The organism is Rhizobium sp. Leaf453 (assembly GCF_001425605.1).
GTDB lineage: Bacteria > Pseudomonadota > Alphaproteobacteria > Rhizobiales > Rhizobiaceae > Pararhizobium.
The window spans coordinates 26413-45481 of the sequence record NZ_LMRG01000013.1 but is presented as its reverse complement, the minus strand read 5'-3'; the positions used below and the strand labels follow the sequence as shown (position 1 = coordinate 45481).

Sequence of the window (19069 nt, the reverse complement as noted above, 5' to 3'; positions counted from 1 at the left end):
AAAGATGGCTGCTCTGGCGTCGCGTTTCCCACCTCGGCCGCCAAGCGCTGCCTGAAGCGCGCCGAAATCAGGTCGGCCTTGGTCATCAAGCACGACCGCTTCCCCATCGAGGATCATCGTTGCCGCGCCAAGATTCCTCGCGGCGTTGGCGATACCGGTGAAACGTGACGTCCAGTCATGCCCGCCTCGTGTCAGGATCCGGACCTTTGTCGGCTCGACGTGCACCGCCAGCCGGTATCCATCCCACTTGATTTCGAAAGCCCAGTCGTCACCCTTCGGCGGCTTGCCGGTCAGCAGCGCAAGGCACGGCTCTATCCTGTCCGGCATCGGGTCGAAGGGCAGGGCGGGTTGGCGAGGGTCGCGAGGGCGGCTTGCCGGTCAGCAGCGCAAGGCACGGCTCTATCCTGTCCGGCATCGGGTCGAAGGGCAGGGCGGGTTGGCGAGGGTCGCGAGCAGCCGGAGCGCGGCTTTTCAGTGGCGCGTCAGCCTCGGTACGAAGGCCGATGGTTTTTGGGGGACGTTTTGCCATCCGCCCATTGCGCCATAGAAGGATTAAGGATTGCTTGCCGTTCCAGCACCCTTAAGCCCGTAGCAGGCGAAGCAAGCGGTGAGCCGCTCGCCACATAAGTTGGTTCCTACGGACTATACGTCCGGGCTTAGCAGGCTTTTCTCGTTATCGCGGGCACGATAAAGCGCTTCAAGCGCGTTCTGATATCGAATGATGTTGTCGATAGCCTTGTCTCCGCCATCACGCGTGCCAACTGCTGCCATGAGATTGCGACGAGCATTCACCGTACGTTCGATCGCCGCTTCAACCGCATCAACATACTCATTTCCCATCTGTGCTACCTCATTCTCTAATCCCATTCCTAAAATCCCGAATCCGGCCGGAATGCGCGGGATGGGTTAAACAAATGGTCCGCTGGTCCTGAGGTGGCTGCTAAGCGCTCATGCGGCCAGACGAACTGGATCCAGTGCGTTGCCACGCGGGAGAGACAGCCTGGATTGGCAGGCCGGCTTCAAGGCAGGCTGCCACGAAGGCCTCACGGGCGATAGAGACAGGGGTCCGCCTCGCGAGCGCGGCCCGGCACTTTTCGCAGGCGCGCTTATACCGTTCGCCATGTCGAAGCGGCCATTCATTTTCGAGAAAATCGACCGTGTCGTTCAAGCTCTCGAACGTACGCGTCATCCCGTTGGGAAAAGCAACGTTCAAAGGCACTGAAAAATACACGTCAGCAAGCATTGCGATCCTCCTTGTCACGGTGTTGGGGTAGATCTGATATTGGTGCGGCTCAAACGGTTTCAAGATTTGATTGACCAAATTTTCACCATACGCTTTTACGTGGCCAAGCAGACCCCCGTTCCCCAAACTCTACGGGCGTTAGCTTTCAAACACCGATCCACCCTCGTCGGCCCATCGGTCGACGGCTTCAAGGCGCACCTGCCGAGGGGTGTCGCCCCCATCTACGCTGCTTCTTCCACGCGCATCGAGTGCCGCGACAAGGTCGTCTTCAGCGTCGATGCCGGTTTGAAACAGTTTCAAGAGGAATTTTGCAGCGTCCCTACTAATATCAGCATCGACCTGAGACTTCGTACCGTAATAGCCGGCGCGCTCGAGCACGCGCCAGATCATTTGCATTTCCACCGTTTCGAGAAAGTCGCGGGGAATGTTGGAAGACATCATAGTCCTCCTTTTGTTGGGGCGAAGGTATTCAACCTCTACGCAATGGCGCCCGCTTCAAATGCCATCGACATTAAAATCCTGCGCGTTATCCACTCACTAAGCAAGACAATTATCGTTGAGGAGACGTTATGCTGGCCACAAGGTTGGGTGAGGCGGGGTAGTAATCCCGCCACTCTATCACCATATAAGCTCCAAAGGCACCCATCATGGACTTACCGCGTGTGCCGAAATCAGGAGAGATGCTATGACAGACAAGGTCCATGCGGCAACGCCGCTGGCGGAGGCCACGGTGTTTGCGAAGAAGCACCGGATCGACATCGAAGACGCACGGAAGATACTCGAAGAGCACGGTGACAACCGCAAGGCTGCTGACAAGGCTGCTCGCAGGATCGCTGCCTAATAGTTTGACGCCACACCGTACCTCTCGGTCTGGTGCAGCTAAAATAATCATGAGTGCGGGCCACTCTCGCTCGTGTATCGGTGCCAGTGCCGCATTTGGCGCCGATTTCGAGAGCCTGCCGCCTTCCCCCAAGGCAGCTGGCTTTTTCGTGTCTATCGGTCGCAAGACCTGTCTCCAACGCCACAGCCCCGGCTGGCTATTGAGCAAACCAAGATTTGATTCTTTGGATCACAGACAGGTTGGGCGGCAAGCCAGCCGCCTCCCATCCCTTGGTTGTCAGGTTGAACCGTAAGCGGTCGCCAGCCTCCGGCGTTTCTTCTAGAAGACGCGTGCGAATTGCCTCGTGCACAGGGTAACGATTAAAAAAATTTTCGCATTCGGAACCGTCGATCACGATGAATTTCCTGTCGGCTACCATCGTCAACAGTCCTTGGACTCGCAAATCCAGATTTGTCATTTCGTCGCGTCCATTTGTAAACTGTTCCCGTAGTACGTTTTAGACGGTCGCGCCAGTCACCTTCGTCCACGTCATAGACCAGTCGAACCCATCCTCAACATCGACATGCCGAAACTTGCCGCTGTCAGCGACCCCGCCATAAACGCTGACGGTAATATCCTGAGCATATTGCAGGCCCGGTAGATCCAGCACGCCCATCACGGTGTGAAGCTGCTCGATTTCAGTAACGCGCATGATCGGCTGGCGGTTCGGTACTCGGATAGTCCAAGCGTAGAACGCCATTTCTGCCTCACTGAATCTCGACCGCCGGCAGCCCTACGCCGCTGTCGGAGCCAGGCTGATAATTGACACCGTAGATCAGAAGCGACGCGACAACGAAGAACAGGCAATGATTAGAAGCAGCGTGACTCGCCCTGTCATGGCTTTTCCCGGCCATGGATGAACGCTTTCACCAGGCCCTCGGCAGACGGGAATTCACCGAAGTCGTTGCTGTCACCGGAATCTTTTACGGCAGGGTCGTCGGCCGGATGAGGATCGATTTCATAAGTTATGCGATAGTTGCGAACCAGTGCGTCCAAGGCGTTTAGCGCTTCGGCGGTATCCCATCCCGCTGTTGCCGCCTCATCAACGAGGTTGCGAAACGGCTCGTCCAACATCTCTTCGAGCTCTAGCGGGCGATGTTTGTCGCCGACGACGTGTGATGGTGCGCGTATCATCCAGATCTCCGATTTTGGTCTATAACATTAGGAACTCAGGAATGTTCCTGACTGTTAACCTTGGGCGCAACAACAGACAATTATGGGGTTGCCTTAGAACTTTCGCGAAGTTCAACCGTTTCCCGCCGCACAGCAGGGCGATTATTGAGGTCGGCACATGGGCGTAATAAGTGATTTTCCCGAGGATATATGGCAAGCGGCGGTAGCGGCGCGTGCTGGGGTCACCGACGAGTATTTCGATGACCATTGCGCGCTCGTGATCGCAAGGGCACTTCTGGCAGAAAGGAACCGGACCATCACGATGATGCTGGCGCGAAGCAACAAGCTCCGGGGCGCCACGCTCCGGCTACGTCGCGATGCTTTGACCAACCGCATCGAAACAGAAAAAGCCCGGTTTTGAGCCGGGCTTTCCTTAGCCAACTGCCAACGATAACAAGGAGAAATCACGACAGTCCACTGCGACAACCATCACATGTTCAAATAGTTCCGACATCCGCCGGACGGGGGTACTACGACCGAAATTACGCCCGGGAATTTTCCTGTTCACGCTGGAGGCGCGCCATTCGCAATGCCTCTGACTTGCGTTTATCAGCGGCGACACGTGCGTCTTCACTGGCGGTTGCAAAACTCTTTGCTGCTTCGAACTCGCCGCGCGGTGATGCGCCACGACGCCGGCGCTTTTCGGGCTTAACTTCCGTCATGCGCTCGCCTCCATCTGCTGATGAAAGTCGCGCGCATCAAGAGCGCCCCGGATGGCGCGTAGTAACTCGCCCTCGGTGAACGGCTTGCGGACCCAGGCTGCAGCTTGAAAATCTGCGGGGAGATCTGCTGGGCTTCCCCCTGAGCAAAAGATGATGGGCACACCTCGATCCTGCAGGATCAAGGCTATCTCCGTGCCGTCTCCATCCTTCAAATGAACATCTAAAATTGCGACCGACGGACTATTCGAAGCGAGCCAGCGCGTTGCGTCCGATCTTGACGATCGCGTTTCTACTGGATATCCGGCAGCCGACAGCGTTTCCGCCATATCGATCGCGATAAAGGGTTCGTCCTCCACCAAAAGAACAACGTTTGTTTCGGGTGAAGTTTCGGAAAACGAAAAGGGAAGAGACATAGCTCTGCTCCATCAAAGTTGGGCAAGAGCAGATTGGTCTCTCAAACAGTCGCAGCCGAGGAAAAGGATAGGTGCAGTGGGACTGGTGCACCGATTGTACACCTCCGCAGCACAATAGATATAAACTAATTTAAAATCGAAATTCTAAAATACAACCCTGTCCGGGAGGATGATCTTATGGCTTCTGTTCGAAATTGACTTTCGCTACAAGCTTGCCCGCCTCATCACAGATATCGATCGAAAGCGCGTCAGGTTTCTTTCCGCGAGCGAGTGCTTCCGAGGCCATCTCGAACAGACTGGCCTCGGCATCAACTCTTGCCTCTTCCAAAGTTTTGAATTCTATCCCCTCTACGTCCCGCTCGACGTTTCCATTCGTCGACATGTGAAAGTAGAAATGTGGCATGAGACTTATCCCAGGTTTGATCTTCCCAAACCTCTTCGGTTGCCTCGTGTTCCGCAGAGCTGGAATTAAATCGACGCAAGCGCAATGTGTTAGCGCCCTTCAACTACCGTGTCACTTTGCCACGTGGCCATGCAGCGAACACTTCCCCATCTGTTTAAGTGAACGAGCCGTGGTCGGACTGCTGCTTCTCAACGGTGAAGAATTGTCCCGGAATTTAACCAGGCAAAGCGAGAAGCCGCCTATACTTATCAAAGGCGGGCCAGGGCGTCGCCCTTGCTGTGTCCTTGTGTCCTGGTACTTTGATCGTCCACGAACATCATCACAGCATGCCGCGAGCACAGAGAACTTTCAGCCTTTTCGCTCTGAGACCGAGGCAACATCTCGCCCAGACTTATCCTCCGGTTGGCCAAGCCGGTTCAATCGATCATCTGCCAAATGAAAACCCCGGTCGCTGGGAGGGACCGGGGCGTCTTCAATACCTGATTGCGGCAAAGAGCCGTCAGTATCGCGCAACGCTTACGTTCTAAACCGCGAGCGTCCTACTCCATCTGGGGACTATCGGAGGCCGGATCGTATACTTGGGTTGGATCCGGAGCCAAGATTATATGCGATTTGTCCGAGCGACGGAGTGTCCTTGATGTTAGAACCGAGGACGGAACTGTCGATTTTCATTTTCGTCATCCGGGCAGCGAGGTCCTCTGCAACGGCGGTTGTCCGGTCGATCGCGATCACCATCGCGGTCATTGCGTACGGTCTCACGAGTGTGACGTCGATCCCGTTCGTGACCCATCCTAATGTCCCGATCTTCCCGATCGAAGCCTTGGCGGCGATGCGGGCGGCGGTCATCGTCAGTCTCGATAATCACACGCTCCCGATATGCCACCGCAGAGCGAGGTTCATACGAACCACCGTCGCCGACACAACCGGAAATGATGATGGTGGAAAGTCCAACTGTAAATAAACTGAGGGCTGATTTCTTGTTCATTTTCTCTCCATTCAAATGGGGATATGGCCCCCAGTGTGCCAAAGGCAAGGGGAGGGGATCCTTACCGCTGATCACCAACTGGCAGTCGCAGCTTGCCGGGCACCACCCGTAATGAGTTCTCTGGTAGCAATTTGATTGCACCGTCGCTCACCAGATCGAACAGGGCGTTGACGATAGTGTTCTGATCGTACCCGCCGCTGACCAAAGGCACGCCCACGTCGTAAAGGCTCCGCGGCTCGGTGCCAAAGGCGCCCAGTAGGTCGGCAACAGCAGCTTTGGTTTCGTCGTGACGCTTAATCGGTCGAGCGACTGCTGGAATGCCAATCGGCGGGTCTCCAAAGCATCTTCAAGCGCCGACAACGCGCAGTGGTCATCGAAACCGCTGGACTTCAGTACCTCGATTGCCTGTGACACCAGTTCGGCAGCAACTGCACGCGCTTTCCATTGTTTGTCGTCTGCGAAGCCATCCATTATTGCACACTTTCCGAGACCGGTCGCCAGCCCCGCGTATAGCCTATACCCATGTTACCTCCGGCCAATGCCAGTTGTTCGTTAAGGTGGCGGCAGTCACTCAACAGTGTGCGAATGGTCGCTCGAACATTACCATCATGCCAAGCAATAGCCGCCGCGACCTCGTCGACCGTTCCGCAATACTGGATGTTATGTGCGGCTTTGCCGATCGTAGGCATAGGTTCTCCTTCCCCTGACAAGGCAGGGTCTGCGGCCAGACAGATTCTCAGGCTGCCGCGAAAGTGATCGGAACCAATCTGTGTTCTCATCGTTCATCCCGCATCACATCAACGGGGGTTCACATGGGCCAGGCTTACAACTTCAACAGAGAAAACGACGACCTCCTTCTGGAGGCAGAATTGGCATTCGATTTGAGCGCTCGACGCACAGCGTTGATGAAGAGCGCTCCATTTTTTGAGGAGGCGTCGCGGCATTCGGCTAGGCCCTTGGCCGGACTGCTATCCCTCTTTGGCAGCCGCAAGGGAGAAACACATGTCGGATCCTGAAATCGCAGACACGGAAAATCTTGCGCCTCGGCCTCCGGAAATGGACCTTGAGCCAATTCCTCTACCGGATGTTGCCGGAACAGGCGAGCAGGACGTGCCGCCTGCAAGAACCGGCCAGTCCGAGAAAAAGAAAGACCCGGTTGAGGCCGGTGGGCCGGATAATCCCGTACATCATACGGGCGAGCAGCCGCTAAGTCCGCTTTCGAAATAAGACCGCGTGGCCCGGCACCGCGCCAAGGCAAGCGGCACCGAAATGTTTCCGCGCATACGGTGCCGCCCGCAACCGCCAAAGTAGCTCAAAAGTGCAACTTTACCGGCCCGTTTTCAGATATACCCGCTTCGGCAGTCTTTGACTTCATTTTTTGTAGCGTTGTTTCGGAGACGGCCTTGATTTCCTCCGTTCCTATTGAGAAATTTACTGCGGATTTTATCCCGAACACATGTCTCGCTCGCGCCGCAACCGCTTGGTCGCGGCGTTTTTTGGCTTTCGGTGTGGCCGTCTTTCGACATTGGATAGAAAAGGAGCGCCAGCGGGCAACTGTCGATCAAGGGCGCCGCATCGCCGCTATCAAAACCGGCCAACACCACCAGACAGCCGTGGCGTTCATCGCGAATGCAGCAAGGCACGCCCACACGGTCGGCCGCAAGAAGGCCAAGCCGCCCGAGACGATGGCGAGGGTTGAGATTAGGTAGCCGGTAGCCATTTGCGGGGATGCTCCAACGGAAGGAAGTCATCGTCGTATCGCTCGTGGGCGAACGAATAAAGCGTACGCTGGCCGCCCGGTGAATCAAAGTCAGGATGTTCTCCATCAGGCCGAGCAAGAAGAGCGCCGATGACCTGATACGCTTGGCCAATTTTAACTTCGAGTTGTTCAACGCGTTCTGCGTCGGTCATGGCGGGATCCTCGCGTTGCAACGAGAGTGCCGCACCCTTCATGAAAGCCAATAAAAAAACCGCCGCGCTCTTCAACACGACGGCCTCAGTGCTGGTTGGCCGAAAATCAGTGGACCGACAGATTGTCATCCATCAGGGCAGCGAGAAACGCTGCGCGAGCCTGTGCGGGTGTCTGCTTGCGCTCTACCGCTTCAATACACAGCTTGGTAGCGTGCGCTTGTAGGTTCGACGGCTGCGGCCAGATCGCCCTCATAAGGCTGATCGCCTCTAATGGTGTCTCAACGCGGCGCTGGTCAAGCGGGCCGCGGTTAACGATGACGGGTGACCATTTGATCTCGCTACATTTCGGACGTTCATTTGGATGCATTGCGCGAATCTCCTCCCTGATGCGCGCAAGGAACTAACCAAGCGAGATTTTGTTCCATGAGAAAACCCGCCGGCCGGAGATACGCACGGCGGCCGTGCGCTAAAGTATGAAGAACGCCTTGTAGATATCCACTGCATCGTCGAGGTGGATGGCGAAGTCGGCTTTCTTGTCGCCATTCACATCGCCGTAGATGTCGGTATCCGATGCCTGCTTTTCGAAACGAAGCTCGCCGGCGGCGCGGTGGAAGGCCGCCTTGCCGATATAGGTGAAGGCCTGATTGGCGCTGACCTTTTGATTGGCGTCGATGTGTGCAAGATCGATTTTGTCTTGGCTGGAGAAGTCGTAGATCGTATCGCACCCTGTAGACGAGTAAGTCGAATCCGAGATACTACGATATGTGAACGTGTCTAATCCCGCGCCGCCATTAAAAGAGTCGTGGCCAGCGCGAAGATGTCGGAGAACTTCGCCATCGGCAGTCTGTTCATTTCGGCATGGTCGAGGCCCTCGAACGTCACCGATAGCGACTCCTCGCGCAGCCGCTTGCCCTCGCACAGCGGACAGGCGCTGCTGATCATGTAGCGGGCAGCCCGCTTCTTCATCATCGCACTCTGCGTCGTCGCGAATGCTATGGGTGACATGTCGTCGGGCGCTGGAGAAGGTACCCATGTAGGAGGGCTCGTCCACGAACGACACGGAATGGAAGAAGTGTCCCGGCAACGGCCGGACGTCAACGATTGGCCTAAGGGCGTCCGAAAAATCGGGATTGATGAACTGGATTGCCTGGGCATCGACAAGCACGGCGGATTTTATTGGCAGGGAAAGCAAGTCAACGTCAAGCGTATCGTCTTAACATTCGGGCAGAAGGTGTACGCGTTTGTTGGGATAACAGCCGCCGCATTGGTGACTATGAGTGCTATTGTTCAAGAGTAGTTACTTACAATCAGTGGGCGTGCACAGTCCACTGGTTGGCAATATGCCCTCGATGATAAAACATTATTTTGGAACGCAGGATTTCCAGGTCGAACGGCACCCACGTCCGACCCGACACTCAGCCGGTTACCCGGCAGGCTTGCAGAACTCGACGTCGCGACTTGCGCCATCAAGGCGATCCGGGGCGTCAGCTATCGCTTTTCGCACAAGCAGCTACCTCCGTCCCATCCCAAACTCGGACGGCCTGGCTTCCTCCGCCTTCAGCGCGCCCCGCGGCAACGGTTGCAATAACTCAGCCGGGGACCTTTCAAGATCAAGCCATGCCTTCCAATCACTCGGTCGCAGGACCACGACTTGTCGATTATGGAAAGGCTCCACATCAAACCCGGGGTATGTAGTTAACATCGCGAACGCCGAAGGCTGGCTTTTCCGGCCGCGCCGCCAGATCGCGGCGATCGCCATAAATGGCGCGTCAACGAGCTCAAAGCGATATTTGCCCTTCGAATGCTTTCTTCCGGTAGACTACAAGAATGCGCTAGCCGGAACGAGACACCGGTGACAATCGCTGAAACTTTTTCCTTGCGATCGAATGTTAAATACCGGACCGTGCTTTCTGGCCGGCGGAAAGCCGAACTTCATCTGTGCTAGCTCGACAGTATTGTCGCCCACACAGCGTATTACGGGAGCCATATCGCCAATCTTAATTAAGGCATGCGGCGCCAAGTCCAGTTCCGATTGTTGTGTCGGGATCCCAAGCGCCAGATCTAGCATTACATTGCTGTATTCGGCATAGCAGATGCGTTGTTCGTATTCGCTGCACATCGTCAAACCTGATCATTTAGGATTCTTCACGGAGTATCTCCGTGAGAATCGGGCAAAACTGTGCTGACGCTCAGTCGTGTTTGGCAACTTCGACGTCCGCCGTCAGCAGGCGACGCTGCTTCTCCGCACGCTGACACTCGATCTAGGACAACCGGTACCCTGTGGCCGGTCCGACACATCGGACGATTCTTCCGGCGCGGCCAAAGAGCCGTACGGATCACGCCGAGCGCGCTCGATCCCTGCATGGTGTTTTCGAGAAGGCTCGACTGATCAACGCATGTCGCGACACGTGCTGTCGGGTTGCCGTTTCGGGCCGGACCCGGAAAGAGATCTTCACACACTATCGCCACAACGTGAAGGACATGAGCCTTGTTGCATACCACTGAAATTCAGGGCTGCACTGACGTCTGTCAGCATTAGGGAGATAATCAGGTCGGTAGATTAAGGGATTTCGCCCAGATCGCTGACAGCTTGGAACAATTAAGGATCTGCTCCTAAGCCGCATTTCAATGGAAGATAAATCGGGGAGACCAAGATGAAATCGACCACACAGCCCATTCCGTTCGCCGGAACTATGCTGCGAGAGGATCGGCATGTCTGTGCGTTCTTCAACTCCGCGGCTGAAGAATACGACACTTTGCTTCCATTGATCGTCTGTGACGGTATCAATTGTGGCCAGCGAGCTTATCACGTCCGACCTGATCATCATAAGGAGGATCAGTTTCAGCGGTTGCGCGACGTCGGGATCGACGTGAGAGGGCACTGAAAAGCCGCCAACTCGAAGTCGCTGTTCCGAAGGACACAGTTTTTTCACGCGCCCACAGGAATTCATTCGAGAGGTCCAGTCGCGAACCGAACCAAGCCGATCCTACCGGGGTTGGGCCGGCGCCCGCACCAAGGCCGCAGTGGTAAGCCGATCGACTAACGTCGGAAGGTGAGTGTGATAACTTCCTGTGATATCGCTCGATACTCGCCACAGCCGGGCCACATAGACCTGAGCTGGGTTGAGGTTGGCGAAGCGCGCCGAGATCAAGCCTGATTATGTACACGTCCAGAACGCGCATATAATGTTCAACGACCTCAACGTCGTAATCCGAAAGCTGACTGTGCCAAACCCGGCGCTTGAGATCGAAAGCACGAACGGCGTCTTCGCACCCAAAGACTACTGGCAATCGATCTCGCAGGGTCTGGGGCGGGCTTGTAGCCCTAGTGATACTCTCAACTAAACGTCTACACGTTTCGCGGATGAGATGCCCTTGGCACCCCTCTCGGCGGAAGTAATTTCCGCATAGAGGGGGCAGACGACGCAATCCGAGCCAATGAGCGCTGCTATTCCAAGACGCGTTCCGCTGCCTCTCAACCCAACTGAAACTGTTTCTCCGATTCTGACTTGCGTATCCACGGAGAAAGGCGCAAGAAGAATGCTTCGGCAGCATTGGATGCGGGCGCTGCCGCTTGAGGGTTTAACACCCTAGCCTCAATAAAAGGAGGACGTTATGTCTTCCGCTATTATCCTAAACAAGGCAATTTCTTTCCTGCTGCTTCAGGGTGTTCCTGCTGTGCTTATCCTCTGCGCCTTTCTTACTTTGATGTGAGGGCGGAGCATATGAGTTTGATGTTTCCGAATGCAGCTCGAAGCTATGACGATGCGAAAAGCCGCATCCGCTTCCTCGGCCACGACGGCATGTTCGAGGTCAAATTCTTCGTCGACGCCGACGTGATCATTCGCGGGTTACCACATCAGGTCACCGATGAGCGCGAGCTTCTGGTGGCATTCGATCGGATGCTCGACAAAATCCACGTCGTGGCAGCACGCCTGTACAAAAAGAACGCGCGAGCATCCATCACGATAGGCCGTTCGGACTTCTGATCTAAGGGTATTGGTTCGGCATTTCCCATGGGAGAGTTTGCATGCTGCCCGCAAATTTCCGTCTGACAAGATTCGAAAACGGAAAGGCAGTAAGCACCGCAGCCTTGACTGAACTGGATTTGAACGAAGCGTTGATGACCGCGTGTGACTACGATCATCAACGTGCTGGAATAATCATGGCTGGTGCCCATGAAAACAAGAGCTTTGAGTTGAGAGACGGCGACAGAATTATCTTCGCGATCGACAAAATCTTTCGATCTTGACCGTAACGCGACTCGATTAAGATTCCGAGCATAAGCGTGATAATGAAGAGACATTCAAAGGTCCCGCATTTTGAATGCAACTGCTTTTAAGGCCGTATTTTATGATGTTTGCCCCGGTCTGTTCCTGACCGACAGACCGGGGGATCTCCGTTGTCAAACTTGGGCAGCGCGAAACTGCAAGGATCGCACCTGAATCGTAGAATGTGGAATGGAACCAGGTATTTAATGCGCAGCATGCTCGAAATGACCTTAATTGATTTCTTGCTAAAGGGTGGCTGAACGCGCACGATGAAATCTTCGGCAGCCTACGTAACGGGCGCTGCTGTTTGAGGGCTTGCTACCCTGGCCCCAAAACCGAAGGAGGACACAATGTCCTCGCTTTCTTATCACCGACACAATCGAAACTATTTGTGCACGCTCGGCTTCCAATGCGCCGTGGTCACGGGAGTGGCCATGGTTTCGTACATCATGATGCAGGGTTTGGTATGGTGAACCTTACCTTGCGTAACTGGATGTCCGCGAGAGTGCGAAAAGCATTCTATTGTACCGCGACGTCGGCTGCGACCTGCAACGACATTTCCCGCCAGCTGGCCGATCAAAAAGTGAGCGAAACACTCTCGAGGTATTTTCCGATGAGAACAAGCGAGTCTGAAATTACCTTCATCCAACCGTTCACCTTGGAATCGCTGATGGTACAGCAAAAGGCAGGAACCTATCGAGTGGTCGTGGATGAGGAGCCTATCGATGGCTTGAGCTTCGCAGCATACAGGAGAGTTGCTACGTACATCGAAATTCCAGCGGTCACGGTCACAACTGGGAAGCGGCAATTACTTCAAGTTTCGCATGAGGAAATTACCCACGCGCTGGAGCGAGACGGTGAACTGGCAAATCTCTCTGCACATTGTGACAAGCCGACAATTACTTGAACTGGGCGCCAACGTCCAATGGTCAATGAGGAGAGCCCATGTCCTATATCGTTAGAAATACCGAGTTCAACCCTGCCAGCAACCGAATCCTCAATCAGATGCTGCGCCGAGCCGGTTATGTCACCGGCAGAATGGTGCCGTTAAGCGGCCCCTTAGCCGGCCAATCCATCTCCATCCTCAGCCGTTTCATGAATGGCGTTATACAGGCGGCGGATGGTATCAACCCACCGGGGCCGAGACCCAGGCACGCATTCGGTCAGCCATAGTTTGCGGTTTGACGCACTGGTTACGGCACGGAAAACTTGTTGGTATCAGCAAGTTCTGCCTTACGATCTTGGAACTGCGGGAGAAAAGGAAGTCTTGGCGCGCTTCCTGTCTGAGCCACAGTGACCGCTCATGTGCCAGGGCGACGACGATATCGATGAGCCAACTGCTACGCACGAGGGGCCGCGCGGCAAATGGCGAGCCGTCCGGCCTGCCGTCCGCTGCATTTTTTGCGTCCTGCGCGCCCACGTGGCAGCGATATTTCGCCAGATGTGTGCCCAGATGGGCGGAAGCGTCCTCCATTAGCTCGATAGGAGTTCAGTCAATGCTCAAATATGCTGCAACAGCGCGTACGTACGAGGCGGCAGTAAGGGACAAGGGCCGCGCACAGATGGACGAGCCGACCCAGAACAAGAATCGGCTGCGTTCGCTGACCCAAATGCGCCCGCATCAGTGCAAATGGCCCGTCTCCGAGGATCGCGCGCAAATCGGCCACTTTCTGTTTTGTTGCCTGCCGGTGGATGAAACGTCGTCCTATTGCGCCCACCATCACCAGAAGGCTGTAGCGACCCCGTCGAAAAACGCGTATCGCCGTCCGGGGTTGGCACGGGGTTAAGGGAGATACAGGGGTCCTTGAACGCAGTAATCGTCGTGGCATTCGTATTCCTCGTCGCTGATACCTGCTGACCCGTCCGCTGCCATCACCAGCGATGTGGGGACATTGGAAAGTCCGCGACGTCTCAACCATGACTGTAAAACCATTGCAGCCAAAAAGCAGTGCCCGATGCATTGGTCCGTCCCCCGGATTCACTGCGGGCGAACTTGCTCAATCGTAGCACGCAACTGGAGGGAATTCTCATCACCCACGGGGATGAGACCCAGGCTAGACTCATAAATCCATCGGTTGCTCGACGCTGGGAAGACCACAATGACCGGGTCGGTGGTTATTCAATTCAGCGGCAAGTCCGGAAGCGCGAACAGCGAGCCCACAGTGTGAGGGCAGACCATCCCGCGTTCAAACGCAGGGCCGTAGTACGGTGCCTTTTGCATCTCACAACCATTTCCTGGTGGTCAATTTCCACGTCGTTCCAGATTGCATATGCAAATGTCTGGAGGCGCGCGAATTCATGCGAGGAAATCGTGCTGTTATGATACTAATGAACCTCCGGTAGGCAACCTTGCCAAGACCGCCATCCTTGAATTGGATAGACCCTTGAATATTCCCATCTGGACGAAACCTGCACTGAACGGTGCGGTCGTCGGTGCACTTGCAATGGCAGTGGTCGGTTTTACTTGGGGTGGCTGGGTCACTAGCGGCACTTCGCGTAAGAATTCGGCATTCGAGACATCCCTCGGTGTCGCGACGGCATTGACGCCCTACTGCCTTGAAAAATCCAAGGCGGATCCGCTGGCCGCCGCGGTGCTGACCGAATTCAAAGCGGCCGGCAACTATGCCCGAAGTGGGATCGTTGAAAAGGCCGGCTGGGCGACGCCTCTCGGAGCTGACAAACCGAATATTGAACTGGCAAAATCGTGCCAATTGGAAATAGGCAAAACACTTTGACGCGGAAGCGGCGGCGGCCGTCTCCCGGCCGTTGCCGCAGGGCCGCACCGACGAGCGCGCACCGCGCTTAAGCGTCATGTCAAAGGATGATCTGTGTCAAAATCAATTGATGAACGCCTCAACAAGCTTCTTGCTTTGGGGTGCCGTATTGAGGGCGAAGCAAAGCGGAAGCAGCATGAGGCTGACGTAACCAAGTCTAAAAAGGCGGAGAGAAGGCAGTGGGTGGAGACGAGCTGGATCAACACCTTCCGGCCAAAGATCGAGAGCGCGATCGAGACTCTCAATCAAAAGCTTCAGATGGCCGACATGCCGAAAATGCGCCTGACCGAGCCGGCGCCGGGGACATCGGCAAGGGTTGAAATGGAACTCGCAAGCGAGGTTTCCGGGCGGTCGATCCGAAGCGCGGTGAGCCTGACCGACGATCACATTCAGTTCCAACACTATCGGCTTTCGTCTGCACAAAGTGTTTCGGTTGGACACAACGTGATTGGTCTGAATGACTTCACCTTGGAAAAGGTGAACGAGGTGCTCATCGACGTACTCGACGCTTTCACCAGAGATTTTCCAAAATAGGAAATCCTGGCCAAGGCTCCTTGACCGGGTCATGGGCGGCCAACGGTGGCCGCCATTTCCAGCACAAAGCCAAACCCTGTCGACTTGCCGCCCCAACTTACTACTCTCATGCCTTAGCGATGCGCGAGGGTTCGCTGCTTGACGTGCGCCTGCCACGCTGCTGTTGCATCCAGCGCTGCCTGCTTATTGTGAAACGCAAAGGTATGATGTCCGCTGGCGCGGCTTGCAGGGCTGAATGGAACGGCGTCGTAAGCGTCGCCTTCATTGATCCCGACTGAATGAAGGACAGCCTTGATCTCTCGTACAAAGCGACCTGAGATATCGAAGTCAATGTTCATTGATTTTTCCTCTTGAGTTGCAGCGGTCGGCAAGTTCGGTTGCGAAAAGCCCATTATGGTTTCGAGCTGCTTGAAACCTTCTTGGTTTCTGCAGCCGCCGTTGGTGCTGGAGTGCAGGGTGGCGCGGCTAGTGCCTCCTTAAGCTCTTCTTCGGTCTTAGGACGAAATCTGATCATTTTTTGCTCCGTGGCTTCGTGTCCGGAAATTCCGTGCGCCTTTAGACGTGATCGGAAAGAGATGATATTTTCCGAATATTGAAATGATATGATTAGATTTTAGAAAGAAACAGATTTGAGCGAGATCAGTTATCATGATCAAGTGCCTATCGGTCTTTTTGAGTATTTTTCTCCGGCGACGCAGCAAATATTATTTTCGACTACCCGATGAATGATAGCATGCTGACTTGTGGTTATGGTGATAATGTTACTACGGTCCGATATTATTATTTTTGAACTTTCGACAATCAATTATGGCACTCCTTGCGTGAGAGGGCTACCGACGTTCCCACGAGAGCCCTTCGGCTGTGATCTCATCAAGGAACCCCAAAATGGCTACTTGCCTAATAAGGGGTGGTCGTCAGTGCCGCGGCCACCGGCCAACGAGACGTCCAATTTTCCGTCTAGATCGGCAAATCGTCGATTGAGGCATAGTAATAAGTCATCCGCACCGTATCCGAAAAGCTTGAATCCCGAGAAAGCGACTTCACGCTTTGACATGATCCGTCACCGAAAATGAGTTCCCATTGTGTGCAAGTGCGGGCATGTCATGGTCAAAGCACATCCGAGCCATCGCTCGAGGTCGCGAATCAAGAGCTGGCACCATGGAAAATCCGATTCCTCTGAAACGCCTTTCCGAGAACACGATCTTCCGCAAGGGGGACGTATTCGTTCTCTTCGGCGAATTGTTCGGTCGCGGATATGCCACCGGCCTCCTCGACGAGGCCAGACGCGTCGGAATGGAGATCGTAGGTATCACCGTGGGACGGCGCGATGAAGGTAATGTCTTGCGGCCGCTGAATGCCGACGAACTGGCTGCCGCCGAAGATCGGCTTGGCGGCAGGATCATCAATATTCCCCTCATGGCCGGTTTCGATCTCGATGCGCCTGCGGGAGGTCCCACTCCAACAGATCTCTTGGCAAAGATGACGCTTGAAAGCTGGCAACACGACAGGCTCGACTGGGGCTACATCGAGCAATGCCGTGCCATCGCCACAGCGCGTTTTTCAGAAGCCCTTTCGCAGGTCATGGCCATTCTCGACCGAATGATCCCCGCCGGTCGCAATGTTTTCTTTGCCCACACAATGGCCGGGGGGATTGCGAAGGCCAAGGTATTCCTGGTCGTCGCCAATCGGATATACAAGGGAACCGGAACCCGCCACATGTCGTCGCAAACACTGCTCGACAGCGACATGGGCAAGCTCATCCTGCAGAACTTTGATGACGTCTCGGCGAACACCTTCGGTCATCTCCTCCATTTCAGCGCGGCGATTCGTGAGCGGGTTGAAGCGTCGGGCGGTCAGGTCCGTTACACGGCCTATGGCTACCATGGGTCGGCAATCCTGATTGATGGAGGCTACCGTTGGCAGACCTACACCAACTACACCCAGGGTTTTGCCAAGATGCGGCTTGAGAGGATCGCTGAGCAGGCTTGGGCTGCGGGCGTAAAGGCAACCGTATACAATTGCCCTGAGATCCGGACCAATTCTTCCGACGTGTTCACGGGCATAGAGCTGCCCCTGATCCCGCTTCTGCTCGCGTTGAAGAAGGAAAACGGTGGCCAATGGGCAGACGAGCAGTGGCAGGCTTGTCAGGCACTGCTGGCAGATGGCCTGACGATGACGGATGTGTTGCGCAAGATCACCGACATGCAGGCCAGCGAAGTCATGCGTCCGTTCTACGACTTCTCGGCCTGGCCAATGGCGAACAGCCAGGCCCAAGCCGATCTGACGATCGGAACATCAAACGAAATCACCCAGATGCACAGGGACAACAAGGTGATGATCAGCGATCTCCTGAGCGGGCTTGTTGTAGAGGCGACTGGGCAGATTATATTCGGCGAGACCTCCGATCCTTCCGGTCCGGTGCAGTGGCTCAACCATGATATCGTTGCTCGGCAACTGAATGCATCCCACCCGCGTTCTTACGTTCCCGCGTCGGCGATCCGGCAGGGGACGGAGCCATCGCGCCATGAAATGGCGTAACAGCTTGCCAGCTAATCGTCGAAGCTTTGTGCGCTGGACATGCGCCGAAGATCATGTCGTAAGCGTGCATTAAAGCGCATTATTGGGTGCCGCTGACGCTCGATGGCCTCAAGGCCTGCAAGAACCTGACCTCGGACGGCCACAAGACCAATGTGACGCTGTGCTTCTCGGCCAACCAGGCCCTGCTCGCCGCCAAGGCCGGCGCGACCTTCGTCTCGCCCTTCATCGGCCGCCTCGACGATATCGCCATCAACGGCATGGACCTGATCCGCGACATTCGCCAGATCTTCGACAATTACGGCTTCGAGACCGAAATCCTGGCGGCTTCGGCCCGCACGGTCAACCACATCAAGGAAGCAGCCCTGATCGGCGCCGACGTCGTCACCGCCCCGCCGGCCACGCTGAAGGCGCTCGTCAAGCACCCGCTGACCGATGCCGACCTCGCCACCTTCCTCGCCGATTGGGCGAAGACCGGCCAGAAGATCGCCTGAGGACCCTATGACCGGAATAGAATATATCGCCTCTGACCTCCTTCTCAGAGGTACTTTGAAACAGCGCTATCTGGTGGCCGTCGCCGGCCCACCCGGGGCCGGCAAGTCCACGTTCTCGCAGGCACTTTGCGCAGCTTTACCCATGGGCGATGCCGCTGTCTTCCAGATGGGATGCCTTGCATTTGCGAAGTCGAAAAGGATCGCCCGAAACGTTCGATCTTGCGGGCTTTAAGATAATGCTAAGGGGCATTCAATCTGGAAACGGCGCCGTGACTGTGCCGATTTTCGACCGGTCTCTCGATCTTGCGCGAGCAGGCGCCGCTACGATCGCGGAAACGGCGAAATTCGTCATCGTCGAAGGGAATTATCTTCTTTTAGGTGAAGAGCCTTGGTCTTAACTGTTCAACGTTTTTGATGACAGGATGCTCCTCGATGTGAGTTCAGACGAACTGCAGAGGAGACTGTGGCGCGGTGGGTTTACCTCGATACTGACGTTGCCAAGGCGAGGCAACGGGTGACCGACAATGACATGCAAAATGTTGACCGCGTTCTCACTCGCTCCGCCCGCGCCGACATCGTTGTGGGAAATTGAGATACGGAAATGGATTTTTTTGCCGACCTGCTGCTAAACCGTGTGCAGATTGCTGCGGCAGACGAAGCAGTGTTGTTCGGAATTGCCGGGCATCGGGAGCTAGTCGGATTTATTGCCAACTCAACAGCTTATTGGTTTGACTTTGCAGGTTGAAGGTTCGTATCCGCTCAAGAGCATGCGCGTTCATGCATCAAGACAA

Annotated in this window: 25 protein-coding genes and 3 pseudogenes; 12 read left to right on the top strand and 16 right to left on the bottom strand. The window is 55.4% G+C overall.

Features of this window, described 5'->3' with window-relative positions; genetic code table 11:
- From ASG68_RS30725 to ASG68_RS17340, 4 genes and pseudogenes are all read right to left on the bottom strand, one after another.
- Positions 1-327 (bottom strand): annotated as a pseudogene (locus ASG68_RS30725) (ATP-dependent DNA ligase); the annotation flags it as partial.
- A gap of 315 nt (positions 328-642) precedes the next feature.
- A complete protein-coding gene (locus ASG68_RS17350) occupies positions 643-867 on the bottom strand; it encodes a hypothetical protein (protein ID WP_156373644.1) in 225 nt (74 codons plus the stop codon).
- Between the two features lie 73 nt (positions 868-940).
- Complete coding sequence (locus ASG68_RS17345) at positions 941-1243, bottom strand: DUF982 domain-containing protein (RefSeq protein ID WP_062577444.1); 303 nt, start codon at positions 1241-1243, stop codon at positions 941-943.
- Between the two features lie 138 nt (positions 1244-1381).
- Positions 1382-1681, bottom strand: a complete 300-nt coding sequence (locus ASG68_RS17340; RefSeq protein WP_062577154.1) for a hypothetical protein — start codon at positions 1679-1681, stop codon at positions 1382-1384.
- Between the two features lie 247 nt (positions 1682-1928).
- Between ASG68_RS17340 and ASG68_RS31930 the strand changes: the two genes are divergently transcribed.
- Positions 1929-2084, top strand: coding sequence for a hypothetical protein (locus ASG68_RS31930; protein ID WP_164491889.1), 156 nt, complete (start codon positions 1929-1931; stop codon positions 2082-2084).
- A gap of 196 nt (positions 2085-2280) precedes the next feature.
- Here ASG68_RS31930 and ASG68_RS17335 read toward each other — a convergent pair whose 3' ends face one another.
- The 7 genes from ASG68_RS17335 to ASG68_RS17300 all read right to left on the bottom strand — a co-directional run bounded on the left by ASG68_RS17335 (position 2281) and on the right by ASG68_RS17300 (position 6230).
- Entirely contained in the window at positions 2281-2541 is a 261-nt protein-coding gene (locus ASG68_RS17335) for a hypothetical protein (RefSeq protein WP_062577153.1), read from the bottom strand.
- Between the two features lie 39 nt (positions 2542-2580).
- A complete protein-coding gene (locus ASG68_RS17330; protein ID WP_062577151.1) occupies positions 2581-2823 on the bottom strand; it encodes a hypothetical protein in 243 nt (80 codons plus the stop codon).
- Positions 2824-2957: 134 nt separating this feature from the next.
- Entirely contained in the window at positions 2958-3257 is a 300-nt protein-coding gene (locus tag ASG68_RS17325) for a hypothetical protein (RefSeq protein WP_062577149.1), read from the bottom strand.
- A 521-nt stretch (positions 3258-3778) separates the two neighbouring features.
- Positions 3779-3958, bottom strand: coding sequence for a hypothetical protein (locus ASG68_RS31465; RefSeq protein WP_062577145.1), 180 nt, complete (start codon positions 3956-3958; stop codon positions 3779-3781).
- On the bottom strand, positions 3955-4371 hold the full coding sequence (locus ASG68_RS17315; RefSeq protein ID WP_062577143.1) for a response regulator: 417 nt from the start codon (positions 4369-4371) through the stop codon (positions 3955-3957). The genes ASG68_RS31465 and ASG68_RS17315 overlap by 4 nt, the downstream gene beginning before the upstream one ends.
- Before the next feature lie 175 nt (positions 4372-4546).
- A complete protein-coding gene (locus ASG68_RS17310) occupies positions 4547-4774 on the bottom strand; it encodes a DUF6894 family protein (RefSeq protein ID WP_062577142.1) in 228 nt (75 codons plus the stop codon).
- 1132 nt (positions 4775-5906) lie between these two features.
- Entirely contained in the window at positions 5907-6230 is a 324-nt protein-coding gene (locus tag ASG68_RS17300; RefSeq protein WP_062601945.1) for a hypothetical protein, read from the bottom strand.
- Positions 6231-6761: 531 nt separating this feature from the next.
- On the opposite strand from ASG68_RS17300, the gene ASG68_RS17290 reads away from it, so the two are divergent.
- Entirely contained in the window at positions 6762-6986 is a 225-nt protein-coding gene (locus tag ASG68_RS17290) for a hypothetical protein (RefSeq protein WP_062577134.1), read from the top strand.
- 113 nt (positions 6987-7099) lie between these two features.
- On the opposite strand, the gene ASG68_RS31460 is transcribed toward ASG68_RS17290, so the two are convergent.
- The 4 genes and pseudogenes from ASG68_RS31460 to ASG68_RS32885 form a co-directional block, all read right to left on the bottom strand.
- Positions 7100-7630 carry a hypothetical protein gene (locus tag ASG68_RS31460; protein WP_156373643.1) on the bottom strand — a complete coding sequence of 177 codons (531 nt, stop codon included), beginning with the start codon at positions 7628-7630 and terminating at the stop codon, positions 7100-7102.
- A 146-nt stretch (positions 7631-7776) separates the two neighbouring features.
- Positions 7777-8037, bottom strand: coding sequence for a DUF982 domain-containing protein (locus ASG68_RS17275; RefSeq protein ID WP_062577127.1), 261 nt, complete (start codon positions 8035-8037; stop codon positions 7777-7779).
- A 99-nt stretch (positions 8038-8136) separates the two neighbouring features.
- Entirely contained in the window at positions 8137-8835 is a 699-nt protein-coding gene (locus ASG68_RS32475) for a M10 family metallopeptidase C-terminal domain-containing protein (protein ID WP_244484266.1), read from the bottom strand.
- A gap of 345 nt (positions 8836-9180) precedes the next feature.
- Positions 9181-9462 (bottom strand): annotated as a pseudogene (locus ASG68_RS32885) (SOS response-associated peptidase family protein); the annotation flags it as partial.
- Between the two features lie 1933 nt (positions 9463-11395).
- On the opposite strand from ASG68_RS32885, the gene ASG68_RS17245 reads away from it, so the two are divergent.
- The 7 genes from ASG68_RS17245 to ASG68_RS17215 all read left to right on the top strand — a co-directional run bounded on the left by ASG68_RS17245 (position 11396) and on the right by ASG68_RS17215 (position 15249).
- The gene (locus ASG68_RS17245; protein ID WP_062581700.1) at positions 11396-11659 is read left to right on the top strand and encodes a DUF1488 domain-containing protein; all 264 of its coding nucleotides are present in this window, start codon (positions 11396-11398) and stop codon (positions 11657-11659) included.
- 41 nt (positions 11660-11700) lie between these two features.
- The gene (locus tag ASG68_RS17240) at positions 11701-11922 is read left to right on the top strand and encodes a hypothetical protein (RefSeq protein WP_062581698.1); all 222 of its coding nucleotides are present in this window, start codon (positions 11701-11703) and stop codon (positions 11920-11922) included.
- A gap of 485 nt (positions 11923-12407) precedes the next feature.
- Positions 12408-12848: a hypothetical protein gene (locus ASG68_RS17235; RefSeq protein WP_320416522.1), complete on the top strand. Its 441-nt coding sequence runs from the start codon at positions 12408-12410 to the stop codon at positions 12846-12848.
- Positions 12849-12886: 38 nt separating this feature from the next.
- Positions 12887-13114, top strand: coding sequence for a hypothetical protein (locus tag ASG68_RS30715; RefSeq protein WP_082477959.1), 228 nt, complete (start codon positions 12887-12889; stop codon positions 13112-13114).
- 323 nt (positions 13115-13437) lie between these two features.
- A complete protein-coding gene (locus tag ASG68_RS31750) occupies positions 13438-13728 on the top strand; it encodes a GcrA family cell cycle regulator (protein WP_062581692.1) in 291 nt (96 codons plus the stop codon).
- A 597-nt stretch (positions 13729-14325) separates the two neighbouring features.
- The gene (locus ASG68_RS17220) at positions 14326-14676 is read left to right on the top strand and encodes a hypothetical protein (RefSeq protein ID WP_244484265.1); all 351 of its coding nucleotides are present in this window, start codon (positions 14326-14328) and stop codon (positions 14674-14676) included.
- A gap of 93 nt (positions 14677-14769) precedes the next feature.
- Positions 14770-15249 (top strand): hypothetical protein, encoded by a 480-nt coding sequence (locus ASG68_RS17215; RefSeq protein ID WP_062581690.1) that lies wholly within the window; start codon positions 14770-14772, stop codon positions 15247-15249.
- A 113-nt stretch (positions 15250-15362) separates the two neighbouring features.
- Here the strand turns inward: ASG68_RS17215 and ASG68_RS17210 are convergent, their stop codons facing one another.
- A complete protein-coding gene (locus ASG68_RS17210) occupies positions 15363-15587 on the bottom strand; it encodes a hypothetical protein (protein ID WP_062581689.1) in 225 nt (74 codons plus the stop codon).
- Positions 15588-16407: 820 nt separating this feature from the next.
- Here ASG68_RS17210 and ASG68_RS17205 point away from each other — a divergent pair.
- From ASG68_RS17205 to ASG68_RS31455, 3 genes and pseudogenes are all read left to right on the top strand, one after another.
- On the top strand, positions 16408-17787 hold the full coding sequence (locus ASG68_RS17205) for an enoyl-acyl carrier protein reductase FabMG (RefSeq protein ID WP_062581688.1): 1380 nt from the start codon (positions 16408-16410) through the stop codon (positions 17785-17787).
- Positions 17788-17873: 86 nt separating this feature from the next.
- Positions 17874-18278 (top strand): annotated as a pseudogene (locus ASG68_RS17200) (transaldolase family protein); the annotation flags it as partial.
- Positions 18279-18879: 601 nt separating this feature from the next.
- Positions 18880-19023, top strand: a complete 144-nt coding sequence (locus tag ASG68_RS31455; protein ID WP_156373642.1) for a hypothetical protein — start codon at positions 18880-18882, stop codon at positions 19021-19023.
- Positions 19024-19069 lie beyond the last annotated feature (46 nt).